This window comes from Cloacibacterium caeni (genome assembly GCF_907163105.1).
GTDB lineage: Bacteria > Bacteroidota > Bacteroidia > Flavobacteriales > Weeksellaceae > Cloacibacterium > Cloacibacterium caeni_A.
The window spans coordinates 2,102,436-2,128,634 of sequence record NZ_OU015321.1 but is presented as its reverse complement, the minus strand read 5'-3'; the positions used below and the strand labels follow the sequence as shown (position 1 = coordinate 2,128,634).

Genomic DNA, 26,199 nt, shown 5'->3' with positions numbered 1-26,199 from the left:
GTTCACTATTGTAAAGAAGGAAAAAAATAAAATAAGTTATGATTAAGAAATTATCAATTATCTCAATATTTGGGATACTTTCTTTCTCAGCACTACAAGCGCAAACTACAGTTTATGCCTATCTAAAAGATGCACAAGGCAAACCAGTAGAAAATGCTGAAGTTGATTTGAGAGATTCAGACAATGATGTTACGGCTGATAAAATTGGCTACTTCCAATTGGTGGATATGAAACCGGGACATTATTCCATTACAATTTCGAAGCCGGGCTTTGAACACAAAATTATTGAATTTGATGTTAATGCAAATGAGAAGAAAAAAGACTTAGGTTCTATTTCTCTTGCTCCTTCGCTAGATATGACAGATCTAGGAGTTATCACCATTGATGATTCTGATACTCAAGATTCAGACAATGGGAGTACTCAACCTACTGTAGGTTTGTTAAGCTCTGGTAGAGATGCTTTTGCTAATGCAGCGGCATTTGAACTAGGAGCATATTGGTTTAGACCAAGAGGTGTAGATAATCGTTTTGAAGATATTTTATTCAACGGTGTTTCTATGTCTAAAAATGATGACGGTAGAGTAGATTTCAGTAACTGGGGAGGTCTTAATGACGTAACAAGATATCCTCAAGAAAATGTAGAAAATCTTACTCCTTCAGAATTTACTTTTGGTAACTTAGGTGGTGTAACATATTATAATACTAGAGCTTCTTCTTATAGAAAAGGAACTTCATTAGCATATTCTTTTACTAATAGAAGCTATTTCCACAGAGCAATGGCTACTTATAACAGTGGACTTAATAAAAAAGGATGGGCATACACATTTTCAGCAAGTAGAAGATGGGCAGAAGAAGGGGTGATAGAAGGTACTTATCAAGATGCTTATGCATATTTCTTATCAGTAGAAAAAAGATTAGGAGAAAGACATGCTCTTAACTTTACAGCATTTGGTTCACCAACTTACAGAGGTTCTAACAGCCCAAATACACAAGAAGTATATGATTTAGCGGGTAAAAACTACAACTCTTATTGGGGATGGCATGAAGGTGAGAAAAGAAATTCTAGAATTAGAAAAGTTTTCGAACCTGTATTCCAAATGGCTCACTACTGGAAAATCGGAAAATCATCTAATTTAAATTCTACTTTCTCTTACCAACAAGGCGAAGATGCTAGAAGTAGACTAGACTGGTTCCATGCTACAGATCCTAATCCAACTTACTACAGAAAATTACCAAGCTACATTTTTGCTCCAGCTACTTATGATGATAGCGATGGAGGTTATAGCATTACTGACGTAGAACTTGCTGCGTACTCACCACTGTATAACGATGCAGTAAACAATTGGAGACAAGATAAAGCAGGACAACAGATTGATTGGAACCATTTATATGATGTGAATTTGAGAAATCTTGAAATCGGCGCGAGATATACAATGGTAGAAGATGTGAATAGAGATAAAACATTAAATTTTGTTTCTCACTTTGATACTAGATTAAAAGATAATTGGAAATTAAATGTAAACTTTAACTACCAAAATCTAAGATCAGATAACTTTAGAAGAATTAAAGATTTATTAGGTGCAGCTTATGCAAATAATTTAGATGCATTCGGTGGAGATAAACCCTATAATTTAGACAGAGCTAATACTAAAGTTTATGAAGGAGACAGAACACAGTATTCTTACCTACTTAATAGAGATGCAGCTGCATTAAATATTTCTACAGAATTAGATTTGAAAAGATGGAACTTTGTATTATCTGGTTTCTCTTCTTATGCAGAATCATTTAGAGATGGTCATTACAGAAACCACTTCTATGTGAATAATTCTAAAGGGAAAAGTGATGTTTACAATTCTCTAGACTATGGAGTAAAAGGTAAACTTACTTATAAAATTGATGGTAGAAATTTCTTGGTGGCAAACGGAGCTTATTTCACATTAGCACCTACATTGAACGAAATTTTCATTAACCCAAGAGTAAATGATTTTGTAACACCTAACTTAGAGAACCAACAAATCACTTCTTCTGATTTTAGTTACATTACAAGAGGTCAAGTTCTTAAACTAAGATTAACAGGTTACTATACTTCAATCAAAAATTCTACAGAAATTTCTAGATATTTTGCAGAAGGGATTCAGTTAGGTACAGATGCTACTGCACAAGATGCTTTCGTAGCAGAAATCTTATCAGGAATTGAGAAAAAATACATGGGAGCAGAATTTGCTGCAGATGTAAAAATTTCACCTACTTTAACCTCAGTGTTAGTAGTAAGCTATGGTGATTATACCATCAATAATAATCCTACTGCGTATGTTTCTATTGATTCAGATTTATATCCTAATGGTTATGATGAAATCGGGACTGCAAAACTTAAAGGAAATAAAATTGCTGGAACTCCACAAAAAGCGGCTTCATTAAGCTTCAGATATAACTCACCTAAATACTGGTGGTTTGGTATGTCTGCAAACTATTTAATGGACCAATATTTAGATTTCTCTGCACTAAACAGAACTCCAAACTTCTATACAGATCCAACTACTGGTGATAACTATATTCACCCAATTACTGGTGAAGTAGTTACTCAGAGTGATGTAGATGCACTAAACAAACAAAAGAAATTTGATGACCAATTCATGCTAAACGCAAATGTTGGTAAGTCTTTCTTATTAGGTAAATATAGAATGGGATTAAGTTTAAGTGTAAACAATATCCTAAACAATAGAGATTATGTAACAGGTGGTTTTGAACAAGGTAGAAAATCTAACTTTACAGAATCATATGTAGATAATGTAATTTCGCCAGTTTCATTATTTGGTCCGAAATTATGGTATGACAGAGGAACTACTTTCTTTGCTAATGTTTATTTAAGATTTTAATTTTATTAATATTAAAACATGAAAAAATATTTTTCAATTATAAGAATTTTCATTTTGTCACTTACGGTTTTTCTAACCAGTTGTGTACAAGATGATGAGTATTCGACACCAGATTTACAAGGAAAGTGTCAGACTTTAACGCCTACGAAAACTATAGCAGAGGTAAAAACAGCTTATGCGAATAACTCTGCTACCATTACAGATGATATCATTATAGAAGGTTATGTTTCTTCTTCTGATGAGTCTGGAAACGTTTATAAAACGATTTATTTACAAAATGCACCAGAAAACCCTACTCAAGGTTTAGTAGTAAGTGTAGATGCAGTAAGTACTTATACTTCTTATCCTCAAGGTTCTAAAGTATACATCAAACTAAAAGGTTTAGCTTTTGGTAAATACGGAGGTGTTCTACAGGTAGGTTATAATAACTTAGATCCAGTATCAAATACTACTACTTTTGGTAGAATTCCAGAAAAATTAGTAGGGAATCACTTAGTGAGATCTTGTGATCCTAAAGCGAAAATTGTACCTAAAGTAATTACTTTGTCTCAATTATCTTCTTCTATTGATCCATTAATTGGAGCTTTAGTTCAGGTGAATAATGCAGAGTTCCCAGTAAATTTACTTTGTAATGTTTATGCTCCTAATGGAACTTCTGTAGACAGAAGAATTGTAGATCCTACTAGACCTGCGGATGCAAGTACTAGAGTAGTAAGAAATAGTGGTTACGCAACTTTTGCTTCAGAACAATTGCCAGCTGGTAATGGTACCTTTGTGGGGGTTTTAAGTAGATATAATTCTACTTACCAATTCTATATCAATAGAGTTTCGGATCTTAAAATGAATGGGGCAAGATTAGATGGCTCTACACCTTCTTGTTCTTTCAGTACAGAAGGAAAAGCAATGAAAACTATTGCTGAAGTAAAAGCTTATTTCTCTGGTACATTAGCTCAAATTCCAGATAATGCTTACCTTAAAGCGCAAGTTACTGCTAATGATAAAACAGGAAACTTGTTTAAATACATTTATGTAGAAGATAAAACAGGTGGTATTAGAGTAAACATAGATATGGCTTCTCTTTATGCAGACCCTAGATTCTTTGTAGGAAAACAAGTGTTAATTAATCTTAAGGATTTATATGTAGGTTCTGTAAATAAAGAAGTACAATTAGGTGGTTTGTTTAACGGAAATGTAGGTAGAGTTCTTGCTAACGATGTTTATAAGCATTTCTTCCCTACTACAGATTTCACAGAAGTTGTAGCTACAGAAAAAACAATCGCGGGTCTTACTGATGCAGATGTAGGCAGATGGATTAAAATTAAAGATTTGCAACTTGTTAAAGAAGATTTAGGACATATATTTTATGGAAGTAGAACTTTGGAGGATTGTTCAAGCAACAAAATCAATCTTTATACAGAAAGTTTTGCAACATTTGCAAATGATATTATGGATACAGGTAAAGGTGATGTTTATGGAATCCTTAAAAAATATAATACCACATATGAATTAATCATTACAAATAGGTTAGGTTTAGATTTAGATGGAAATAGATGTGACGGGACATTGTCTCCTTCTTTCAGAGATATTTTTAATGATGAATTTTCAAATCTTTCAAATTGGACTACAGTAAACGGTTCAGGAACCCAACAGTGGACTACCACAAACTATGGAAATCCAAGTCCAAGTGCTTATATTGATGGAGGTCGTTCAGCTAATGTTGATTGGTTAATCTCTAAAAAAATAACTGTACCTTCAGATTTTTCAGGAGTTTTCATGTATTTTCAGACGGATGGAAGATATAATTCTGCCTCTGGTGTTCCATCGCTTGAAGTATATGTAACTGAAAACTATACAGGCAATGTTGATACAACGGTTTGGACTCAGAAAACAGCTCGTTTAGATGGTGACTTAAATTCTTTCGGAAGATTTATAGGATCAAGTAAAATAGATGTAACTGATTTCAAAGGAAAGGATTTAGTAGTAGCATTTAAGTATACGTCAGTAGACGGTGCTTCTACTACTTGGGAATTAGACAACTTCTCAGTAAAAGGGATGAAGTAATTAAATTCCAATAAATAATAAAAAAACAGCTTCAGAAATGAAGCTGTTTTTTTGTGTGAAGATTAATGATGTAATCATAAAATAATGTATTCTATTCTGTGAAAAAGAAAGGTGTTTTTAGCCTAAAGATTTTGCTCCAAAAGCACAATAACTACAATAAAATATTTCGTACAATTATAGTCGTAAAAAAAGCCTTACAAAATCTGTAAGGCTTTTACTTTTATGTTTAAAAATTTTTGTTAGAAAGAAACTTCGTTTACTTCTTTTCCTCGCATAAAGGTCATGTTTTTTTGAGAACCTTTATAAGCAATGTTTACCAAGTTGAGTTGTTTAGGATAAGCTTCTAGTAAAATGTTATTCTTAATTTTTAAGCTAGAAATATCAGAAACGCCATTCGCTTCGAAATATACCCAAACACTTTCTCCATTCACTTGACTTCCGGTAAACGTAAGCGCTTTGTTTTGACCGTTTACATACACGTCAAAATGGTCATTTACATATCTTTTCACTTCCGCTTCAAAAGCAGTTGTATTAGGATTAATTTTTAAAACTTCTGCTATGTGTCCAGAGTTTAATTTTGTAGTGAATTTTAGCGTTTTACTGCCTTCTACATAATCTACCTTGGTCATAGAAGAATAAAAATCTGAGAGTGTAAAACTCATCAGCATTGTGATTAAACCTATTGCGATAATTCCTATAAATTTTTTCATTTTTTTCTTATTTAATACTTTTTTCAAAGTTGTATTTTTTTCAAATGTATATAAAAAATGTCAAATCTTATGCCAAATTCTAGAAATTTACACTTACAGAGTATTTATCGTAGAAAGCTTTAATGTGAGCCACGGCTTCATCTGCTGTATCTACTACTCGGAAAAGACTTAAATCTTCTTCTTTAATCAAATGATTTTTCAGTAAAGTTCCGGTAAACCAATCCAAAAGTCCGCTCCAAAATTCTGTTCCCACCAAAACAATTGGGAATCTGCCGATTTTATGCGTCTGAATTAATGTTAACGCTTCCGAAAGTTCATCCAGTGTTCCGAAACCTCCTGGTAAAACAATAAAGCCTTGAGAATACTTCACAAACATCACTTTTCTTACGAAAAAGTAATCAAAATTAATCGAGTAAGGTTTATCTATAAAAGGATTAAAATTTTGTTCAAATGGCAATTCTATGTTTAATCCAATGGATTTTCCGTTGCCTTCTCTCGCTCCTTTGTTTCCTGCTTCCATAATTCCAGGACCGCCTCCTGTAATAACACCGAAGCCAATTTCTGTAATTTTTCTGGCAATATCTACCGCCATTTGATAATAAGGATCTTCTGGTTTTAACCTTGCAGAACCGAAAATAGAAACACAAGGTCCTATTTTGGCTAATTTTTCGTAGCCATCTACAAATTCAGACATCACTTTGAAAACCATCCAAGAATCTTTGGTTACGGTTTCGTCCCAAGTTTTTTGTCTTAAACTTTCTTGTAATCTTTTATCTTCTGATGCGTTATCGTCTAGCATTTTTTTTAAAATTTAGTTTTATTTTACCATTAATTTGAGAGTAAAAACCCTCTTAATGAACTTAATTTCTTAATGATTTTCAAAATTTATTTGAAAACTTAATGGTTCATTTATTTAAAATATTTTTCCGCTTCTATCACAGATTCTGGTCTTCCTACATCTATTAATCTAGCTTCGTGCTGAAATCCTAAGATGTTATTTTCAAACATTAAATCCAAATATTCTTCCATGATAGAAAATTTTCCTCTTCTTTTTATTTTGTCAAAGATAGAAGAATTAATACAATGTATTCCGCTGAAAGCCAATTCTTTAAATTCGTTATTGAATTCTGCCATTTTGGTTTCCCCAGAATTCTTGTTCATCCAACCTTTTAAAACCATTTCTGAATTGAAGAAAAGTTTTCGAGAAGAATTTCTGTCCGAAACCGCTAAAGTAGCTAATGGAAGATGCGTTTCGTGAAATTTTACCAATTCATGAATGTTCAAATCGGTAAGAATATCAGCGTTCATAATCAGGAAGTTCTCTTCGTTTTCCAGATATTTTTGAGCAAAAAGCAAGCCTCCTCCAGTTTCTAGAAGTTCATCTTTTTCGTCAGAAATATCAATTTTGGCTCCAAAATGATTGTTTTTCTCTAAGAATTCTACAATTTGTTCTCCGAAATGATGCACATTAATAACAAATTCTGTAACTCCAAAACTTTGCAGATATTTTATATTTCTTTCCAGCAACGGAACATCATTCACCAAAGCCAAAGCTTTAGGATGGCTATCTGTAAAAGGTTTTAACCGAGTTCCTTTTCCTGCTGCGAAAATGAGGGCTTTCTTAATCATGTAGAATGAATATTGCAGATTTTAAGATGTTAATTAAGTTGTGGCTGTTCGTTATGCGTTACTGCAACATTTACCAATTCAGGATATTTTTCCTGCAAAAATTCGCCTAGTTTAATGGCACAATACACGCTTCTGTGTTGACCACCAGTACAACCAAAAGCAATTTGCAAATGGTCAAAACCACGAGCGATGTAATCATTTATGGTAATGCTTACTAAATTTTTGATGAGGTCTATAAATTGAGGCATTTCAGTTTTAGTTTCTAGAAATTCTTGAACGCCTTTGTCATTACCAGTTTGAGGTTTGTATTCTTCTATTCTTCCCGGATTGAGAATTCCTCTACAATCGAATACAAAACCGCCGCCATTTCCGCTGTTGTCTACTGGTATTCCGCCTTTTTTATAAGAAAAACTGTAAATGTCTATGTTTAGTTTATTCATTTTTTAAAATTAAGATTTTTATTTTTTACCATTAAGTATTTATTAAGGTATTAAGAAAATTAAGTTTTTTTGATAAATCAAAAAAACATTTTTAAGTAATTGCAACTCCATTATTTTTACTTAATATTCTTAATTTCTTAATTAATTTTGAAATTTCAAAATCTTAATGGTTAATTCGTTTAGTTTCTATTTTAAGCTTATGCATTTTTTAAAAATAAGATTTTTATTTTTTACCATTAAGTATTTATTAAGGTATTAAGATAATTAAGGATTTTTGATTTATCAAAAATCAATCTAGAAGCATGTTAAAATATTCATTAACAAAAGGCTTCATGGATTTTGTGATGTTTTTGGAGAAAAAATTTATCAATAATCCTTGTGGTTTTTTTAGAACTTTCATGTATGTTAGAAGTTGTGCTTCATGAATTGGTAATGTTTCTTCAATTGCTTTTAATTCAACAACAATAGTGTCATTTACCAACAAATCAACAACTAATTTAGTTTCCATAATTTTATTATCATAAATAATAGGAACAGTTAACTGTTGTTTCACGTCATAGCCATTTTTTTCTAACTCATATTTTAAACAATCCTCATATATACTTTCTAATAAACCAGCGCCAAGTTCTTTATGAACTTTTATGGCAAGTCCTATTATTTCATATGATAATTGAGTTACTTTCTTTTTTGTCATTTTAAAAACTTTAGTTTTTAAACTTAATATTCTTAATTTCTTAATTAATTTTGAAATTTCAAAATCTTAATGGTTAAGATGAATTAATTTTTGAATTTTATTTTTAGTTTCCGCTGTGTTCAGTTGTAGAATTAAATTTTTTAGCTCTGGATATTCATTCATCTCAGGTTCCGTTTTGGTGAACTCTACTAAATTCTGAATTCCCTGTTCTAAACTTGCGATAAAATGCGGTTTTCTCTGAATAAGTCCTCTAAAACCATAGGCTCCTAAAACCTGAATAAAACGAATCATTTTACAATATTTCAAAGATTTTTCTAATTCATTTCTTTTTTCTGAAGGACGAAAAGAGAAGTAATATTCTAGCATTTCATTTTTGAAATTTTCAGAAAAATTGGCTTTAGCTTGGAAGAGAAAAGAAACCACATCGTAAAGAGCAGGTCCTTTCATTGCCGCTTGATAATCTATGAAAAAAACTTCGTCTTGATCATTTACCAAAATATTTCTTGCCTGAAAATCTCTTATCATCAAGGATTTTGGGGCTAGATTTTCTATTTTTTCTACAATTTTTTTGAATTCTTTCAGTAAAGTAGATTTATGATAAGGCAACTCTAGAATGTCTATCAAATAATTTTTGAAGTAGTACAAATCATGTGTAATGGGCAGTTCGTCATACTTTTCGTACTCGAAAGTTTTAGAAAAATCTATTTTGTTTTGGGTCTTTTCTTGAAGTTCAAATAAATGTTTTAATGTTTGTTTGACCAAAGATTTTACTCTTTCAGATTCACCTTCTAGAGCGATGATTTCAGAAAGTGTTTTTTCACCCAAAAATTCCTGAATATAAAGTTTTCTTTCTTCGTTGATTTTAAAAATCTGAGGCGTGTTCAAGTTTAAATCTGAAAAAACCTGTGTGAAATAGAAAAACGCTTCGTTTTCTAGAAGATTTTCGTTGTAAGTAATCACGTAAGTTTCATTCGAGGATTTTCCAATGAAATTCATTCGCGCAGAACCACTTTGAGGCAATGCCAAAAATGCGGTTGCCTTTTCGCCTAAAAATTCTTCGAAAAAAAGTTGTGCTTCAGAAATATTCATGAGTACAAAAATAAGGATTTAAAATCTAAATGGCTCTATAAAAGAAAACCCCAACAATTGCTTGTTGAGATTCTCTATTCATAGTTTTGTTTTAGTGTTTTTATTTTACTGCTACATTGGCGTAGAGAATTCCATGACCGAATTTAGAATTTCTAGTAGTAGGGAATTGAGACGAAGCCTTCATTTTGGCAAGGACTTGATCTCTGGTCCAAGTTGGATTTTTAGCCCAAACAAGAGCAGCGATTCCAGAGGTCATCGCAGTAGCAACTGATGAACCTCCTACGAAATCTGTTTGTCCGTTGTAATAACTTAACACAGGAACGGTAATGTCTGGATTGGCAGATCTTTGCATGATAATGGTAAAGTCTACCTGAGAACCAGTGTGGCAAACATCACAAGCTTGGTAAGTAGAAGCGTCTGTAATTCCTGTTGCAGCTACTACTTCTGCCATATTTGCTGGGAAAATTACACCATACCAAGTCGTGAAACTGGTAGAAGTTCCCGCTGCGGAAATAATGAGTTTTCCTTTAGAATAAACCGTTTTAATAGCATCTGAAATACTTCCAACAGAAAATGCATGACCAATAGACATAGAAACAATTTTTACATCTGTTCTATTGGCAATAGCTTTCAGCGCATTGGTAACTCCTCTTTGATCTCTGTAACTGTCTAAAACTACGTCTCCAGTTGCTCTATAAGTAATAAGATTAGAGTTGTAAGCAACGCCCACAGGTAAGCCTCTGTCGTTTCTTGGAGATGCAGCTACAGCAGCCATAGAAGTTCCGTGACCACAACCGTCATTTACGCCATCTGTTACAGTGTCTGTAGAAGAATCAGAATTTACAAAAGTTCCATTTTTGCTTAACGTTCTTCCTGTAGAAGCTCCATTGTTAAAATCTGCGTTCAATAAAGATTGTTCTGGCGAAAGTCCAGTATCTACGATGGCAATTCCTACTCCTCTTCCTGTGGAATTAGCCCAAGCTGAAGTAATGCCATGTTTAGAAAAATTCCAAGGAACTTTTGCATTGGGTGTAGTAACGGTGTAATCTGCAGCGTTTAAAGCGGCAATATCATATCCGCAACCAGAACCAGAGCTAGAACTTCCGCTGCTTTCTACCTGCTCTAAGGAACCAGCAGTATTTGTGCTAACTTCCGTAAATTTGTAATTAGATGGTTCTATGTATCTTATGCCTTTCATAGACATCAGTTTTTTTACCGTAGCGTAATCTTTTACTTTTACGTCGATGAAATTGAGTGTTGCATCATCATGAATAAGAAGGTCGTTTACATTTCTAGAATTAGTGCTACTTTCAGAGGTTTTGATGATACTTAAAATATTTTCTTTAATATCTTGAGTTGCTCTAGCGTTGGTTCTTGCATAGTCAGTGCTAGAAGTTCCATAACCGATGGTTAAAATGTAATCACTATACGTTAAAGCACTGTAAATAGTAAGTGCGTCTGTGTCTTTCCAGAAAAAATCTCCTTTTTGAGCCAAAGAAGTTTTGATAATGTTATTGATTTGTTTTTGCGTGAGAAGTTTTTGTTGAGCCAATTCTTCTGTAGCATTTGGGTTGAGTTCTTCGTTGGTAGAACAAGAAGCTAAGGACATAACAGCCATTGCTCCCAGAATTTTCAAGTAGTTAATCTTCATAGTCTTTGATTTTTAATAATTAGGCGACTAATATAAAATTTTTGCTCAATAATCAAACTTTAATTTAAAATAATGTAAAGTATTTATTATAAGCGATTAACTAATGAGAATAACGAAATTTTAAAACAATTGTTTAACAATTTTACTTGAATTAAATCCTAGATTTTAAGATTTTCATTTTAAAAATTACTATTTTTGATGAAGATGAAAGATTTCAAAGAAATATTGTGGGTTTTGCTTAGATTTTTGGGGATTTGGCTATTGCTATTTCTCCTGTATCAATGGTATTTGAACCAATTTTCTGGAAATGTTGATGGCTTTACTAAAATTATTTCTGACCAAAGTGCTTTCTTGCTCAATTTTACAGGTTATGAAACCGTTACTAAAGATTTTCCAAGTCATGAAACTGTTCAGTTTTATATCAATGGAAAAGTGGCAACCAGAATGGTAGAAGGTTGTAATGCGGTTTCGGTGATGATCATGTTTTTGGCGTTTGTTTTTGCTTTTTATAAAGGCGTAAAAACGTTTTATTTCGCTTTTGCAGGAATTGTTTTGCTCTATATTTTAAATCTGTTTAGAATTTATGTGCTGAATGTGATTGTGGTAGATTTTCCTGCTTTAACTAAACCTGCACATGATTATTTTTTTCCTGCGATTATTTATGGTGGAGTAGTGGTTTTATGGTTAATTTGGATTAATAAATTTGTCATTACCCATGAGAAAAATTCTTAACTGGCTGTTTGTTTTTGTAGGAATTTTAGGATTAATTTCTGTACGTTTTTTAGAAGATAAAATTTTCTACGACCCATTTTTAGCTTTTTTCAAAGGAGATTATAAAGTGGCAACAATTCCAGATTTTGATTCGGTGAAATTAATAACAAGTCATTTGCTAAGATTTTTGTTGAATTTATTTTTCTCGGCAGTTGTAGTTCATTTTATGTTTTTAAATAAAAAATGGACTTTGCAAGCTATTGCTTTAATGACGATAGCGTTTTTATTTTTCTTCCCGATTTATCTCTGGTGTTTGTATTCAAAAATGGAAGTAGGTTATCTTTTCACGTTTTCAGTGAGAAGATTTGTCATTCAACCGGTAATTTTACTGTTGATTATTCCTATTTTTTATTACAGAAAAAAACTTGGAAAAAATTAAGGATTGTTGTCTAGACAATGTTTCGAAACTTGAGAAACGCTTTCTGGAGTCCATTCTATTTTCTTTTTAAAAGCATGAATTCTGTGCGCACATTCTAGTTGACAAATTTCGCAAGAATGCGGTTTGCAATCATCCATGTGAAAATTAAATTCCACATGTCTTTCTGTTTCAGCAACCAGAGTTTTGATGATGTTTTCCATTTCTTGGTGAGATTCTCTAAGCGTATCGTACCAAGGAAGCGTAATGTGAGCGTCGATATGTAAACCACTTCCGTATTGTTGGATTTTCATGTTATGAATGTCAATCCATTCTTTTTTTCGGTTTTTGGAGAGAACTTCTACTACAGCTTTCAATAAATCTGGATCTGCTTCATCCATAATTCCACTGAGTGATTTTCTTACAATTTTGTACCCTACAATGATGATGTAAGAACCAAAAACTAAAGCTACGGCTGCATCTATCCAATAAATTTTAGTAAAATACACTAGAACTAAACTGATGACTACGCCCAAAGTTGTCCAAGTGTCTGATTGAAGATGTTTTCCTGAAGAAATAAGAACCACTGAATTTTCTCTTTCTCCTTTTTTGATGGAGAAGTATCCCATCAAATAATTGATAATGGCAGTTGCTAAAACAATAAGAATTCCATAATCTAATTTTTTTAAAGTATTGCCATGAAGCAAACTGTCTACAGCTTCTACAATAATCATAATTCCTGCAAAAATAATCAGCGAGCCTTCCACTCCAGAAGTTACAAACTCTACTTTTCCATGACCGTAAGGATGGTTTTCGTCTTTCGGTTGAGCTGCCAAATACAAAGAATATAATCCCATGAAAGCCGAAATAATATTCACAATACTTTCCATAGCATCTGAAAAAACAGCATCAGAATTGGTGAGATGCCATGCAATCAGCTTTCCGATGAATAAAATGACACCTACTATGGCTACATTTCTCTGGAAAGTGAATTTTTGTTTGTTTTTATTGATGGTAGCGACTTCCATGTATTTAATTTTAAAAGTTTGAAGGTTCTAACAAAAAATCCCGCTTTTCGCGGGATGTTATTTTATACTAATTGGTTTGCAATGAGATATTCTGCGATTTGTACCGCGTTCGTTGCGGCACCTTTTCTCAGATTGTCTGCTACAATCCAGCAGTTCAGTGTATTGGGTTGAGAAAGGTCTCTTCTTATTCTTCCTACGAAAACTTCGTCTTTTCCTTCAGAGTAGAAACACATAGGATAAACTTTATTTTCTACATCATCCTGAAGAACTACTCCAGAAGTATTGGCTAGAATGTTTTTAACTTCTTCTAAATCAAAATCATTTTCGAATTCTATGTTTACGCTTTCTGAGTGACCACCTTGTACAGGAATTCTCACCGCAGTTGCTGTAATTTTAATAGAATCATCTCCCATGATTTTTTTAGGTTCCTTGATGAGTTTAAGCTCTTCTTTAGTGTAATCATCTGCATCAAAAACGTCACATTGTGGCAATGCATTTTTGAAAATTTGGTAAGGATAAACAGCGTTTACTTCTACTGAACCAGGATTTACAGCATTTGCAATTTCTGCGTTCAATTGGTCTACAGCAGCTTTTCCTGTTCCAGAAACCGATTGGTAAGTAGAAACGATTACTCTTTTTACTTTGTATTTTAAATGAAGAGGATTAAGAACCATCACCATTTGAATGGTAGAGCAATTAGGGTTTGCGATGATTTTATCTTCTTTGGTTAAAACGTGAGCGTTAATTTCTGGAACCACTAATTTTTTGGTAGGGTCCATTCTCCAAGCCGAAGAGTTGTCTATCACAGTGCAACCTACTTCTGCAAATTTAGGAGCGTATTCTAGCGAAGTAGAACCTCCTGCAGAAAAAATAGCAATTTCAGGTTTCATAGAAATCGCAGTTTCCATAGAAACGATGTCATACTGTTTACTCTTGAAAGTGATTTTCTTTCCTACAGATTTTTCTGATGCTACAGGAATTAATTCTGTAATAGGAAGATTTCTTTCTTCCAAAACTTTCAACATAACTTGGCCTACCATTCCGGTTGCGCCTACTACTGCGATTTTCATAATTGAAATTGTTTTAAATTTTTTAAAAAGTTAAAGGTGTAAAATATTGCTTAAATCTAATATTTAATAAAATTCGTTATAAATAATCCTTTTGAAAATTGTTTAATGGAAAATTTATCTAAATTTTTTACAAAGATAGTAAAAATTATCTTTTGCGATAAAATGATTTAAATCAATTTTACACCTTTCCTTTTTTATACTCCGAAAACTTTAGCCCAAGGGAAAGCGTAGCCAAATAATAGCAATGCCAGAACTCCCATGAAAACTACTTTTGGTGCTAAGGTTTCGTTCTTTTTTAAATATTTGTTGATAATGGTCAATAAAATAGCTGCCACGAGCATAGAAAAAGGATGCTCTACGAAAGTTACTCTATTGTACGAATTGCTCATTAATGTTCCTTTTTCTAATGCTGCTTTTAGTCCTGGAGAAAAAACAAGCATTGCAATCCCGATTAAAAATTGTAGGTGAAACAAAATCATGGTAAAAAGGGTAGATTTTTTTAATAGCTTGCTGATTTTACCAGAATAACCAAACATAGCCAACAATAATGCTACGATGAAAACTAATGCTGCTACTAAAATTAAATAACCGAAACCTTTGTGAGCTTCTCTAATAATGTTAAATGTATCCATATTTTTTATTTGTTACAAATATAAAAAATCCCGGCAAATATAGCCGGGATTCGTGATTTATAAAATCTAAAATTGTTTTTAGAAGTTGAATGAGAATGTTGCAGCCCAAGTTCTACCAAATCCAAAGAAAACTTGGTTTTGTTGAGAAACACCGTTCCATTCTCCTGCTTGTACATAGCTTGTGTAAGAAGGAGCAGAAGAACCATAAGCTGCGTAATCAGCTGCAGAAAGGTTGCTCTGGTAGTTAGTGTTAGATTCTGCAATGTAAACTTTATCAAAAACGTTATAAACGTTTGCTCTTAGAGTAAAGTATTGCTTAGCATTAAGGTTTACCTTGTAAGATGCACCTAAATCAAAAAGTCCAAAACTAGGAAGTTTAAGAGCACCTAAGTTTCCAGCAGCTTGACTTTGGAAGTTGATAGGGTTTACGTTAGCGTATAGATTGTTAACATATCTGTATGTTCCATCTAATTTGAAGTTTTTAGCTGGTTCAAGAACGAAACCTGCAGCATAAGTATTCTGAGCAGATCCTCCTACTTTTACTTTGTCTAAGTAAAGTGTGGTTCCAGCAAAGCTAGTTCCAGCGATTTCTTCGTTTGTTTCAGTGAAGTAAGTACCAGTTGCATTTCCTTCATAATACCAATCTCCTACAGAAACCATACCTGTGAAAGATAAATATTGGTTTACTTTTACGCTACCATCTACTTCTACACCTCTGTGAATTTCAGTAATTCCAGCAATGTTAGCATATGCGTTAGTAAATGTTACTCCTGGGTTGTTTGGATCTGGAATATTTAAATTACCTCTTCTTAAGAATCTATCTTTCCAAGAAGTTCTATAAACGTTCACGTTAAGGTTTACAGCAGATGAACGGAAACCGTATCCTAATTCAGCACCAAAAATCTTTTCATTGGTAAGATTTGGGTTTAAGAAGTTTTTATTGTTAGGATAAACAGCGTTTAAGAAAGGTTGCTTAGAATAGTAACCGATGTTTCCAAAAACGTTATGGTGATCATTAATATTATAGTTGATTCCCCCTTTAATATTGTAACCAACTAAATTTTTGAAACCAGTTTTAGTATTAAGTGCTGGGTTTTTAGCAGTAGGTTGGTTAGTTGGAGATGCTAATGTTCCGTTTAATAAAGAAACACCATCTACGATAAAGTGGTCAATTCTTTGGAAACCTTGGTTAGAAACTGCACCTTGTACAAATGCTGATAAATTATCATTAGAATATTCTAACTGACCGAAACCACCATACCAAAGTACTTCTCCATCATTCCAGTAAGAAATCATATCTGCTTCTGGATCAATTTTTCCTCCAAAAGGATTCCAAGTAGGAGTAGCATCATGAGAATTTACGATAATTCTTTGACCAGTTGGGTTACTTGTAGAAATAGCATTTTTGTTAGTAGTATCTCTGAAGCCAGTAGCTCCTAAGAAATCACTTACTACTTGGTAGTGGTAACCATAGTAATATCTACCATCAATACCTGCGGTAAGTTTTAAGTTGTCATTAATTTTTTGGTTAAAACTAGAAATGATACCAAACCAGTTGTGAGAGTTGATAGAAGCTCTTCTTACTAACACACCAGCTGTAGGTGTAGAAGCTGCATTTGCTGCATAAATTGCGTCAAAGTTAGCCGTTCCATCAGGAAGTCTCCAAGCTGCGTTTGAGAAGTTTTTACCTCCCACTGAACCAGTGTCTCCAGTACCACCACCTCTACCAAAAGAAGCGTATACTACTGTATTAAGTTTAGAAGCAGAAGAAATGTTCCAGTCCCAGTTTAAAGACATTACTGGTTTGTGGTAGTAGTTTCTTCTCATAGAGTATTCCTCTCCATTTAGAAGTCCCCAATCTGCGTTATATTTTCTGTTTGGATCACCACCATTTACACCACCATATTTAATATAGTTAGCGATAGTAATGAAAGATGATCTTTGGTTGTGCCATTGTGGAGCACCAGTAATGGTAAATTGGAAATCATGTTTACCGTTTTGGTAACCTAATGCCCAATAATAATTATATCCTTCGAATTCTGTACCATTAGCATACATGTTACCAGCAGTTCTACTTAAAAGGAAAGAAGTAGACCATCCTGTAGACATTTTACCGCTATTGTAAGCAAATAGAGTTTTTAAGTAATCGTCATTAGCAACACCTATAGAAACAATTCCTCCTTGTTTTTTGTCAGCAGCTCTAGTTACTACGTTAATAGTACCACCTACAGAAGCAATAGCTAATTTAGATGAACCTAGACCTCTCTGTACTTGCATAGCAGAAGTTACATCTGATAGACCAGCCCAGTTTGACCAATATACAGCTCCGTTTTCCATATCGTTTACAGGAACCCCATTGATCATTACCGCTACGTTTTCTTGAGCAAAACCTCTAATGTTAATTTTAGAGTCTCCAAAACCTCCACCAGATTTAGTTGCATACACAGAAGGAGTAGTGTTTAGGACTTCTGGGAATTCTTGGTTACCCAATTTTTCTACAATTTGTGCTTCTTTAATAGTAGAAACAGCAACTGGAGTTTTTCTGTCCTTAGCGATATCTGCCACCCCAGTAAGAACTACTTGTTCTATGTCTTTTGAGTTGATAGAATCTTTAGTTTTTTGCGCAAATGCTACACTAGCAGCACTTAATACAATAACCACAGAAAGTCTTGACTTTCCTAAATAGTTGATTTTCATAAAGTTATATTATTTCAAACATTGTTTTATCGCTATGCAAAATACATTTTTTTTTTTAACTAAAATTAACATAGTGTTAAAATTTTATGAAATCCATAATTTTTTATCCACAATGAAACTTTTGATTTTCAATTTGATACAAAAAAACACGCTATTAGCGTATTTTTATTATTTTTAATTTTTTATGGCTTTTAAACTTAAATCTATATTTTCTGCGGAATGGGTAAGTGCTCCTGCAGAAATATAAGTGACACCTGTTCTTGCGATTTCGTTTAGTTGGTCTCTTGAAATTCCTCCTGAAGCTTCGGTCTCACACTTTCCTGCAATTATTTTTACCGCTTCTGTCATGGTTTTTACATCCATATTATCTAGCATAATTCTATCAATTCCTTTTCCTGCAAGTTTTGCAGCTTCTTCTACTTCGGCTAGATTTCTGGTTTCTACTTCTACCTTTAGTTTTAATTTATTTTTTTTGAGGTAGTCTTGCGTCATTTTCACTGCATTGGTAATGCTTCCGTTGTAATCTATGTGATTGTCTTTTAGCATAATCATATCATACAATCCGTATCTGTGATTGGTTCCGCCGCCAATTGCTACCGCCCATTTTTCACAAATTCTGAAATTTGGAGTAGTTTTTCTCGTGTCAAGCAATTTGGTTTTGGTTCCTAAAAGTCTAGAGTCCCATTCATGAGTTAAAGTAGCAATTCCGCTCATTCTTTGCATGCAATTTAGCACTAATCTTTCTGTAGAAAGGATAGAACGCGCACTTCCTGTAACGATGAAAGCAATGTCGCCAACTTTTGCGTTTTCTCCATCTTTAATAAAAACCTCTACTTTTAAATCTTTGTCAAAAGTTTTAAAAATAATTTCTGCTAATTCTACACCAGCCAAAATACAGTCTTCTTTTACCAAAAGTTTAGCACTTTGTACCAATTCTTTAGGAATGGTAGAAAGGGTAGAGTGGTCACCGCTTTGAATATCTTCTTCTAAAGCAGATTTTATAAATTGTTTTAAGGCTTTATCGGTTACGTAATGTGGACGTTTCATAGATGTAAATTTCAAGTTTTTATCTGTGATGAATCATTAAGCAAAATCTTTATTGTAAAAAGCACCTTTGTTTTCTTTCATCGCCAAAGAATGCTTAATAATAAGGTAAGAAACATTCACCAGATTTCTTAATTCTGATAATTCTGGCGAAATTACTGAATAATTATACAATTCTGTAACCGCTTCGTAGATTTCTCTTTGTTTTTTTTGAGCAAGTTGCAATCTTTCGTTGCTTCTTACAATGCTTACCAAATCACTCATCATTTCTTGAAGTTGTTTTCTGAGATAAGTGATGAGTACTTTTTCTTCCATTACTTTCATGCCTTCTTCATTCCATTCTGGCACGTTTTCGAGGTCGAAGTAATTAAATTCGTCTTTGTGAAGCAATTCTACAGATTTCATCGCAGCATTATGGCCATAAACCAAACCTTCCAAAAGTGAATTAGAAGCGAGACGATTCGCGCCGTGCAATCCAGAATTGGTACATTCTCCCACTGCAAATAGATTTTTGATAGAAGATTGTCCCTCTTTATCTACCACGATTCCGCCCATTAAATAATGACTTGCAGGAACCACAGGAATCAGTTGTTTAAATGGATCAATTCCTTCATCCATGCATTTTTGATAAATATTAGGAAAATGTTCTATAAATTTTTCTTTATCCATTTCTCTACAATCAAGGCCTACATATTCATCACCAGAAATTTTCATTTCGTTGTCAATGGCTCTTGCTACAATATCACGCGAAGCTAATTCTTCTCGCTCATCATATTTATGCATGAATTTTTCGCCATTTTTGGTTCTGAGTTTTGCGCCGTCACCACGAACTGCTTCCGAAATGAGAAACAGCATTCCGTCTCGTTTAGAATACATTGCAGTAGGGTGAAACTGAATGTATTGCATGTTAGAAACTTTACCGCGAGCTCTGTGAACAAAAGCAATTCCGTCTCCAGTTGCAATTTTTGGATTCGTGGTGTTTTTATAAACGTGACCAGCTCCTCCAGTTGCTACCAAGGTTACTTTTGCGGTAATTTTCTTAATTTTCTTATTTTTTTGGTCAAGAACGTACGCTCCATAACAAGAAATATTTTCTAAATCAAAGTTTTTATTGGGAATGTGGTGTTGTGTGATTAAATCAATAACATAATGATAATCAAGGATTTGAATGTTGGGGGATTTGTTGCAATAAGCAAGAAGTGCACGTTCTATTTCGGCACCTGTAATATCTTTATGGTGAACAATTCTAAATTCGGTGTGACCACCTTCTCTTCCGAGTTTAAATTCGCCGTCTTCTTTTTTGTCAAAATTTACGCCCCATTCTACAATTTCTTTGAAACGGTCTGGTCCTTCTTTGATGACCATTTCTACCACTTCTCTATTGTTTTCGTAATCTCCAGCACGCATTGTATCATCAATATGTTTCTGGAAATTATCAGTGTCTAAATCCATTACTACTGCTAAACCACCTTGAGCATATTTGGTGTTGGTTTCGTCTTCCTCAGCTTTGGTGACGATGGTGATTTTAGCATCTGGTAATTTTTCAGAAATTTTAATGGCGTAAGAAAGTCCCGAAATTCCTGAGCCAATTACCAATACATCTGTTTTTATCATTTTAAAAATTGAGATTTGAAATTAGAAAGTCTGTAAAACTACATTTCAAATGTAAGGATTTTGAAAAGAATAGGGAGGATTCTGCTAAAGAAATTGACTATAAACTTTATTCAGATTTAAAACAATCCGCCCTCTTTTTGATTTTCAAAAAAAGCATCTATTTTTAAATTCGATGATTGAGAAGCTTTTACTGCGAGTTGGTCGCAGATTTCATTTTCGGGATGACCAGCATGACCTTTTATCCAATGAAATTCTATTGTATGTTTCCTAAAAAGCGGAATAAATCTTTGCCACAAATCAGGATTTTTTACATTTTTAAACCCTTTTTTTATCCAACCAAAAATCCAATTTTGGTTAATGGCATCGGCTACATATTTAGAATCAGTGAAAACATGAACGTTTTCTTCGGGATTTTTCAACTTTTCAAGTGCTTCAATCACCGCGAGAAGTTCCATTCTATTATTGGTGGTCAAACGGAAACCTTCGGAAAAAGTTTTTTGATATTTTTTTTCAGGAACACGCATGAGAATTCCATAGCCACCTTTTCCAGGATTGCCACTACAAGCGCCGTCTGTGTAAATTTCGATTTTCATGTAAGTAAATTCGTGAAACTGAAAATTCGTAAAATCGTAAGCAAAAATATATTTTTACAATTTTAAGAATCTTCGATTTTACATTTTTTAGAACGGCATTTCAGCATCATCGTCATCGTCATTCATGGCAGAGCCAGAAATATTTCCGTTATCTGGTAAGCCAAATGCTGCACCTGGATCTATTGAAACTCGCAATTTATCAAAACCGCTTGGTTCATCCTGTTGCGCAAAACCAGAAGAATGATAGCTTCCGAAAACGTCTAAATCTGAGAATTTGGCTAAACTTCCGTGGAAACTTAATCTTACATCTGCAATAGAACCGTTTCTGTGCTTCGCAATGATAAGTTCTGCTTGGTTCGCAGAAGGAGTTTCGTCTTCCCAAGTGTCAATTTTATAATATTCTGGTCTGTAGATGAAAGAAACGATATCTGCATCTTGCTCAATTGCTCCAGATTCTCTCAAATCCGAAAGTTGAGGTCTCTTATTTGGACGGGTTTCTACGGTTCTGGATAACTGAGAAAGTGCAATAACAGGAACGTTTAATTCTTTTGCAATCGCCTTTAATGAACGAGAAATCGTTGCAATTTCTTGCTCTCTGTTTCCGCCGCCTTTTCCTCCAGAATTTGCGGTCATCAACTGTAAATAATCCACCATGATGATTCTTACGCCATGTTGCATTACCAATCTTCTGCATTTTGCACGGAAATCAAACACCGAAAGCGCAGGTGTTTCGTCTATATAAAGCGGTGCGTTTTCAAGAGCGGCAACGTTTGAAAATAGTCTTTGCCATTCTTCTTCAGACATTTGTCCTTTTCTCAATTTTTCAGAAGAAATTCCCGTTTCTGAGGCAATCATCCTTGTGATAAGCTGTACTGATGCCATCTCCAGAGAGAATAGCGCCATCGGAATATTGTGTTCTACAGTGATGTTTCTCGCCATAGAAAGTAGGAAAGCGGTTTTTCCCATTGCAGGACGCGCCGCGATGATGATTAAGTCAGAACTTTGCCATCCTCCTGTTTCTTTGTCTACATCTCTAAATCCTGATGGAATACCAGAAAGTCCTTCTTTGTCTTTTAAGGATTTAATTTTATCAATGGCTTCTTTTACCAAGGAATTGGCGGTGTCAAAACCTTTTTTGATGGTTCCATTGGTAATTTCGAAAAACGATTGTTCTGCTTTGTCTAGCAATTCAAAAACGTCTGTAGATTCTTTGTAAGAACTGTCAATTACATTCGCAGAAACATTAATCAAACTTCTGAGAATGAATTTTTCTAGAATTACACGAACGTGATATTCTATGTGAGCGCTCGAAGAAACGCCCATAGTAAGGTCAATAATGTAATGGTCACCTCCAGCAAAACCTAGTTTTTCTTCTTTTTTGAGCTCTTGGATTACAGTCATTAAGTCTACAGGCTCGTTTTTTTCGTACAATTTTAAGATTGCAGAAAAAATTACTTGATGTCTCGGGTCGTAAAAAACCTCGGGAGTTAATAAATCTATAGAATAATCTAATCCTTTTTTGTCAATCAAAAAAGTACCAATAACCAATTTCTCGAATTCAACTGCATTAGGCGGCATTTTGCCTGCTGAAATAGAAAGTTCCTTCGCGAAATTACCATGTGTTAAACTTGATAATGTTTCCTTCTGTGCCATTGCACAAAGATAGAATTTTTAAAATTTTTTTGAGGTTAAATCTGCGTTTTGCGGATAATAATCTTCAAATGCTTTGTTAATGGAAGATGAAGCGAAATTCCGAATGTTGATAAGTTTTTGACTTATTGATATTTAATAATTTAATAAAAGCCTGGGTTCATAGAAATAGGTGCTTTTTCATGTTTATTAAAATATTCATTCAAGTTTTGGTAATCAGATTTTATAAACTCTAATTTATTACTTCTCATACAATGTTCAACATCTTTTTTGCCTCTAATGCTTAACAAGTTTAACAACATATTTGATTTTGAAATCACATCATGATAGATAATAAATAACTTTCTTTCATAACTAGAACTTAAATTTTTATCTAATAAAAATTCAAAAATTTCATCAACATAGTCCTTATCAGATTTATCAAGAGAATGTCCCCAAATATAAATATAGGATGACTTGTTAGATAAATCTAAATCTTTAATAAATTTATAATCAGTATTGTTCTTTAATTTTTGGTAGTATTTAGTAAAAGGAAAATAAAACTTTTTATTGAGTATGGTTTCATCAATATCATTAAATCCTAAAACTATTGAATGTTCTTCTGATGATGTTGTAATCTGCTTTTCAAGGAAAGATTTACCATGTACATTGAAAATATTATTCTTAATTTTTGAATTTTTATATAATTTCTTAAAAGTATCAGTATAATTAAATGTGTAATAGTAATCAATACTATTTAGCAGATTGCAAGCTTTGTTTTCTGATTTTGGATTTTCTAAAAATGAATTAATTATTAAGTCAAAATAATAATTAAAAATGTTTTTAAAATCGTCTAATTGTTGTTTTAAATGATTTAATATAGCATCTTCGTTAATGTTAATATAATAATTGTATTTATAAATTAGAAATTCTTTCCTTAATTCTATAGTGTTGATTGGACTATCAATATTATCTGATAAAATTATTTTTAATTTTCTTAAACTATTTATAGCTTCAATACTATTGTTTATTATATTATAATAATATACAGGCAAACTTGTTTTAGGATTTTGAGTAAGTTCAGCACTAGTTTTTTTAATAAAAAGGATAGCAAAATTTATTGCTTTTTCTATTTTAGATTCAAAATCTATCCATGTTTCAATCATATATTCTTCTTTAAAATATTGAAACCAGATGTTATTTTTTAAGCTTTCTTTAAGTGATAGAATATGTTCTTTCTTGAATTTGAGATTTTCAATTTTAAAAAATTTTTCTAAATCTTCTTTTTGTTTAATGTCTGTGAATAAGTCATCAAAGCAATAATTTTCTTTTTCTTTTATTGCTTCAATTTTTAACATGATTTCTAAGAAATCTTGATATTTTGTTGGAAGCTTATGGTGTAAGTCAAATCCATTGCCAGTTATTAGTATTTTAGCCATATTTAGTTTTTTTAATATTCCATTTTTCTCAATTTTGGAACAAATTTCCCTACAAAAAGTGCAATGAGAACGGTCATGGTTCCGCCAAAAACGACTGATTTTACCACGCCTAAAAGTTTTGCAGCAACACCGCTTTCAAATTGTCCCATTTCATTGCTAGACATAATGAAGATTGAATTTGCACTCATCACTCTTCCTCTGATGTGATCTGGAGTTTTCAACTGTACGATGGTTCCTCTAATCACGACTGAAATTCCGTCAAAAATTCCGCTCAACATAAGGAATAAGAAAGACAACCAATAGAGTTTTGACAAGCCGAAACCAATGATGCACAAACCAAATCCAGCTACTACACCGATTAAAATTTTGCCCTGATTTTTTCTTAATGGAATGAAAGAAAGCGTTACAATAATCATCATTGAGCCAATATCTGATGCTGCGTTGAGAAGTCCGAAACCATCAGCTCCAACTTTTAAAATATCACTTGCGAAAACAGGAATCATGGCAACAGCACCGCCAAAAAGTACGGCAAACATATCTAAACACAATGCTCCTAGAATTTCTTTCGTTCTATAAATGTAAGTGATTCCTTCTTTCATAGAAGCCCAAACTTGCAACTCCTTTTTATGATATTCTGACTGTTGTTTTTTGATTTGAAGGAAAAATAAGGATGCCAATAAAATTAAAAATAAAATAACGACAAGAGTCCATTTTATAGTAATTAAAGCGATGAGAAATCCGCCAATTGCGTGTCCCGAAACTGATGCGGTAAGAAAGGTAGCTTGATTTAAGGTAATGGCGTTTGCTAATTTTTCTTGTCCCACAATTTTGGGAATCATTACTGGAACAATCGGGCCGATGAAAGCCCTACAAATTCCTGTGAAAAATATAATTCCGTAGATGTAATACGTGATTTCGTGACCTGTAAAATGAAGATTAGATGCGTAAAATGCAGGGATTAATAACAACGCAATGAGCAAAAAATATCCCGAAGTACATAAGAGAAGCATTCTTTTTTTCTCGTTCATGTCGATAACATGACCAGCGTACAAAGCTGTAGAAACTGCAGGAATAACTTCCGAAAGTCCTATCAAACCAATAGAAAAAGGGTCTTTGGTGAGCTGATAAACCCACCATCCTAATAACGTTGCAAGCATTCTAAACGCTAGAATTAGAAAAAATCTTCCGGTAAGTAGGTTTCGGAACTCTTTATTTTTTAGAGTTTTAATGGGCTCAAGAGAAATCATTGAGCAAATATAAAGGAATTAGAAATATTTTTTTAATAGTTAAAGTCTATATTTGTGCTATGAATTGGTTAATACTCATCATCGCAGGATTATTCGAAACTGCATTTGCGTTTTGTTTAGGAAAAGCACAAGAAACCACAGGCAAAGAAAACCTCTATTGGTGGTCTGGTTTTGCAGTTTGCCTTTTTCTTTCTATGTTTCTGATGTACAAAGCTATTGCTGGCGAAAACGGTTTGCCAATCGGAACAGCTTACGCAGTTTGGACAGGAATTGGAGCGGTAGGAAGCGTTTTGATGGGGATCTTTTTCTTTAACGAACCAGCCACTTTTTGGCGCATCTTTTTTGTGTCAACTTTAATTATTTCAATCGTAGGACTGAAGTTTGTAAGTGAGTAGTTAGATTTTTCTTTTCTTAGGATTTTGTCTGTTAGAAAAGAAGGATAAAATTTCTACAGAATTGTTTATTTCTCTGTAATAGATAGAATTGTATTTAAGCAAGATTGCTTTGTGAATTCCTTTTTTGTCAGAAATGGGAAATATTTTAGGATTGATAGAAATTAGCTCTAAAGTTTCTTCTAATTTTATTAAAAGTTTTGAAATTTCTTTATCAGAAAATTCTGTTTGTAAATATTGAATGGTTTTTTCTAATTCAGAGGCTGCATGTTCTGTCCAAAAAATTTTATAGCCACTTTTCATATTTTTTTCTTATTTCAGAATGTGGTTTTAATTTTCCAGAATTGGCATCTTCTAATCCTTTTTCAATAGATTCTTTTTCTTCATCAGAAGTTTCGTCCCACCAATCTTTACTTTCTTTATTTTTGAGTTCTAGAATTTTATCAATCATAGAAACATCGTTCAATGAAGTTAACCATTGAATAAGTGCCAATTTTTTGCTTTCTATGTTAAAATCTAAATTCATTTCCACAAAATA

The 26,199-nt window shown here is 33.1% G+C and carries 24 protein-coding genes; 5 read left to right on the top strand and 19 right to left on the bottom strand.

The features are described from left to right. Positions 1-38 precede the first annotated feature (38 nt). Both KKQ76_RS09930 and KKQ76_RS09925 read left to right on the top strand, forming a co-directional pair. Positions 39-2,876 carry a carboxypeptidase-like regulatory domain-containing protein gene (locus tag KKQ76_RS09930; protein WP_213197001.1) on the top strand — a complete coding sequence of 946 codons (2,838 nt, stop codon included), beginning with the start codon at positions 39-41 and terminating at the stop codon, positions 2,874-2,876. A gap of 18 nt (positions 2,877-2,894) precedes the next feature. Then, positions 2,895-4,937 (top strand): DUF5689 domain-containing protein, encoded by a 2,043-nt coding sequence (locus tag KKQ76_RS09925; RefSeq protein ID WP_213197000.1) that lies wholly within the window; start codon positions 2,895-2,897, stop codon positions 4,935-4,937. Positions 4,938-5,176: 239 nt separating this feature from the next. Here the strand turns inward: KKQ76_RS09925 and KKQ76_RS09920 are convergent, their stop codons facing one another. The 7 genes from KKQ76_RS09920 to KKQ76_RS09890 form a co-directional block, all read right to left on the bottom strand. Continuing rightward, the gene (locus KKQ76_RS09920) at positions 5,177-5,647 is read right to left on the bottom strand and encodes a DUF6702 family protein (protein WP_213196999.1); all 471 of its coding nucleotides are present in this window, start codon (positions 5,645-5,647) and stop codon (positions 5,177-5,179) included. 79 nt (positions 5,648-5,726) lie between these two features. Further along, a complete protein-coding gene (locus tag KKQ76_RS09915; protein ID WP_069800065.1) occupies positions 5,727-6,446 on the bottom strand; it encodes an LOG family protein in 720 nt (239 codons plus the stop codon). A 110-nt stretch (positions 6,447-6,556) separates the two neighbouring features. Next, positions 6,557-7,276 (bottom strand): nucleotidyltransferase family protein, encoded by a 720-nt coding sequence (locus KKQ76_RS09910; RefSeq protein ID WP_213196998.1) that lies wholly within the window; start codon positions 7,274-7,276, stop codon positions 6,557-6,559. 29 nt (positions 7,277-7,305) lie between these two features. Next, a complete protein-coding gene (locus KKQ76_RS09905; protein ID WP_213196997.1) occupies positions 7,306-7,716 on the bottom strand; it encodes a RapZ C-terminal domain-containing protein in 411 nt (136 codons plus the stop codon). Between the two features lie 289 nt (positions 7,717-8,005). Next, positions 8,006-8,410, bottom strand: a complete 405-nt coding sequence (locus KKQ76_RS09900) for a GxxExxY protein (protein ID WP_213196996.1) — start codon at positions 8,408-8,410, stop codon at positions 8,006-8,008. A gap of 66 nt (positions 8,411-8,476) precedes the next feature. Beyond that, positions 8,477-9,499, bottom strand: coding sequence for an aminoglycoside phosphotransferase family protein (locus KKQ76_RS09895; protein WP_213196995.1), 1,023 nt, complete (start codon positions 9,497-9,499; stop codon positions 8,477-8,479). 100 nt (positions 9,500-9,599) lie between these two features. Then, positions 9,600-11,150, bottom strand: coding sequence for a S8 family peptidase (locus KKQ76_RS09890; RefSeq protein WP_213196994.1), 1,551 nt, complete (start codon positions 11,148-11,150; stop codon positions 9,600-9,602). 198 nt (positions 11,151-11,348) lie between these two features. Between KKQ76_RS09890 and xrtF the strand changes: the two genes are divergently transcribed. Beyond that, the gene (gene xrtF / locus KKQ76_RS09885; RefSeq protein ID WP_246501384.1) at positions 11,349-11,882 is read left to right on the top strand and encodes an exosortase family protein XrtF; all 534 of its coding nucleotides are present in this window, start codon (positions 11,349-11,351) and stop codon (positions 11,880-11,882) included. Next, the gene (locus tag KKQ76_RS09880; protein ID WP_213196993.1) at positions 11,866-12,300 is read left to right on the top strand and encodes an exosortase F system-associated membrane protein; all 435 of its coding nucleotides are present in this window, start codon (positions 11,866-11,868) and stop codon (positions 12,298-12,300) included. Before xrtF ends, KKQ76_RS09880 begins: the two co-directional genes overlap by 17 nt. Here the strand turns inward: KKQ76_RS09880 and KKQ76_RS09875 are convergent. From KKQ76_RS09875 to KKQ76_RS09830, 10 genes are all read right to left on the bottom strand, one after another. After that, entirely contained in the window at positions 12,297-13,304 is a 1,008-nt protein-coding gene (locus KKQ76_RS09875; protein WP_213196992.1) for a cation diffusion facilitator family transporter, read from the bottom strand. The two genes, KKQ76_RS09880 and KKQ76_RS09875, sit on opposite strands and share 4 nt — an antisense overlap. Before the next feature lie 62 nt (positions 13,305-13,366). Next, complete coding sequence (locus KKQ76_RS09870; RefSeq protein WP_213196991.1) at positions 13,367-14,374, bottom strand: aspartate-semialdehyde dehydrogenase; 1,008 nt, start codon at positions 14,372-14,374, stop codon at positions 13,367-13,369. Between the two features lie 194 nt (positions 14,375-14,568). Beyond that, positions 14,569-15,006 (bottom strand): hypothetical protein, encoded by a 438-nt coding sequence (locus KKQ76_RS09865; RefSeq protein WP_213196990.1) that lies wholly within the window; start codon positions 15,004-15,006, stop codon positions 14,569-14,571. Between the two features lie 78 nt (positions 15,007-15,084). Continuing rightward, entirely contained in the window at positions 15,085-17,703 is a 2,619-nt protein-coding gene (locus KKQ76_RS09860) for a TonB-dependent receptor (protein WP_213196989.1), read from the bottom strand. A gap of 174 nt (positions 17,704-17,877) precedes the next feature. Then, complete coding sequence (gene nadC, locus KKQ76_RS09855; protein ID WP_069800087.1) at positions 17,878-18,750, bottom strand: carboxylating nicotinate-nucleotide diphosphorylase; 873 nt, start codon at positions 18,748-18,750, stop codon at positions 17,878-17,880. 36 nt (positions 18,751-18,786) lie between these two features. Further along, a complete protein-coding gene (gene nadB / locus KKQ76_RS09850; protein WP_213196988.1) occupies positions 18,787-20,361 on the bottom strand; it encodes an L-aspartate oxidase in 1,575 nt (524 codons plus the stop codon). A gap of 116 nt (positions 20,362-20,477) precedes the next feature. Continuing rightward, positions 20,478-20,954: a ribonuclease HI gene (gene rnhA / locus KKQ76_RS09845; RefSeq protein WP_213196987.1), complete on the bottom strand. Its 477-nt coding sequence runs from the start codon at positions 20,952-20,954 to the stop codon at positions 20,478-20,480. A gap of 87 nt (positions 20,955-21,041) precedes the next feature. Beyond that, positions 21,042-22,607, bottom strand: a complete 1,566-nt coding sequence (gene dnaB / locus KKQ76_RS09840; RefSeq protein WP_213190068.1) for a replicative DNA helicase — start codon at positions 22,605-22,607, stop codon at positions 21,042-21,044. Positions 22,608-22,747: 140 nt separating this feature from the next. Then, on the bottom strand, positions 22,748-24,022 hold the full coding sequence (locus tag KKQ76_RS09835) for an AbiH family protein (protein WP_213196986.1): 1,275 nt from the start codon (positions 24,020-24,022) through the stop codon (positions 22,748-22,750). Positions 24,023-24,033: 11 nt separating this feature from the next. Next, complete coding sequence (locus KKQ76_RS09830; protein WP_213196985.1) at positions 24,034-25,269, bottom strand: MFS transporter; 1,236 nt, start codon at positions 25,267-25,269, stop codon at positions 24,034-24,036. 59 nt (positions 25,270-25,328) lie between these two features. Between KKQ76_RS09830 and KKQ76_RS09825 the strand changes: the two genes are divergently transcribed. Beyond that, the gene (locus KKQ76_RS09825; RefSeq protein WP_104793176.1) at positions 25,329-25,664 is read left to right on the top strand and encodes a DMT family transporter; all 336 of its coding nucleotides are present in this window, start codon (positions 25,329-25,331) and stop codon (positions 25,662-25,664) included. Here KKQ76_RS09825 and KKQ76_RS09820 read toward each other — a convergent pair whose 3' ends face one another. Beyond that, positions 25,665-25,964, bottom strand: a complete 300-nt coding sequence (locus KKQ76_RS09820; protein WP_213196984.1) for a type II toxin-antitoxin system RelE/ParE family toxin — start codon at positions 25,962-25,964, stop codon at positions 25,665-25,667. Then, positions 25,948-26,187: a hypothetical protein gene (locus KKQ76_RS09815; RefSeq protein WP_069800101.1), complete on the bottom strand. Its 240-nt coding sequence runs from the start codon at positions 26,185-26,187 to the stop codon at positions 25,948-25,950. Before KKQ76_RS09815 ends, KKQ76_RS09820 begins: the two co-directional genes overlap by 17 nt. Positions 26,188-26,199 lie beyond the last annotated feature (12 nt).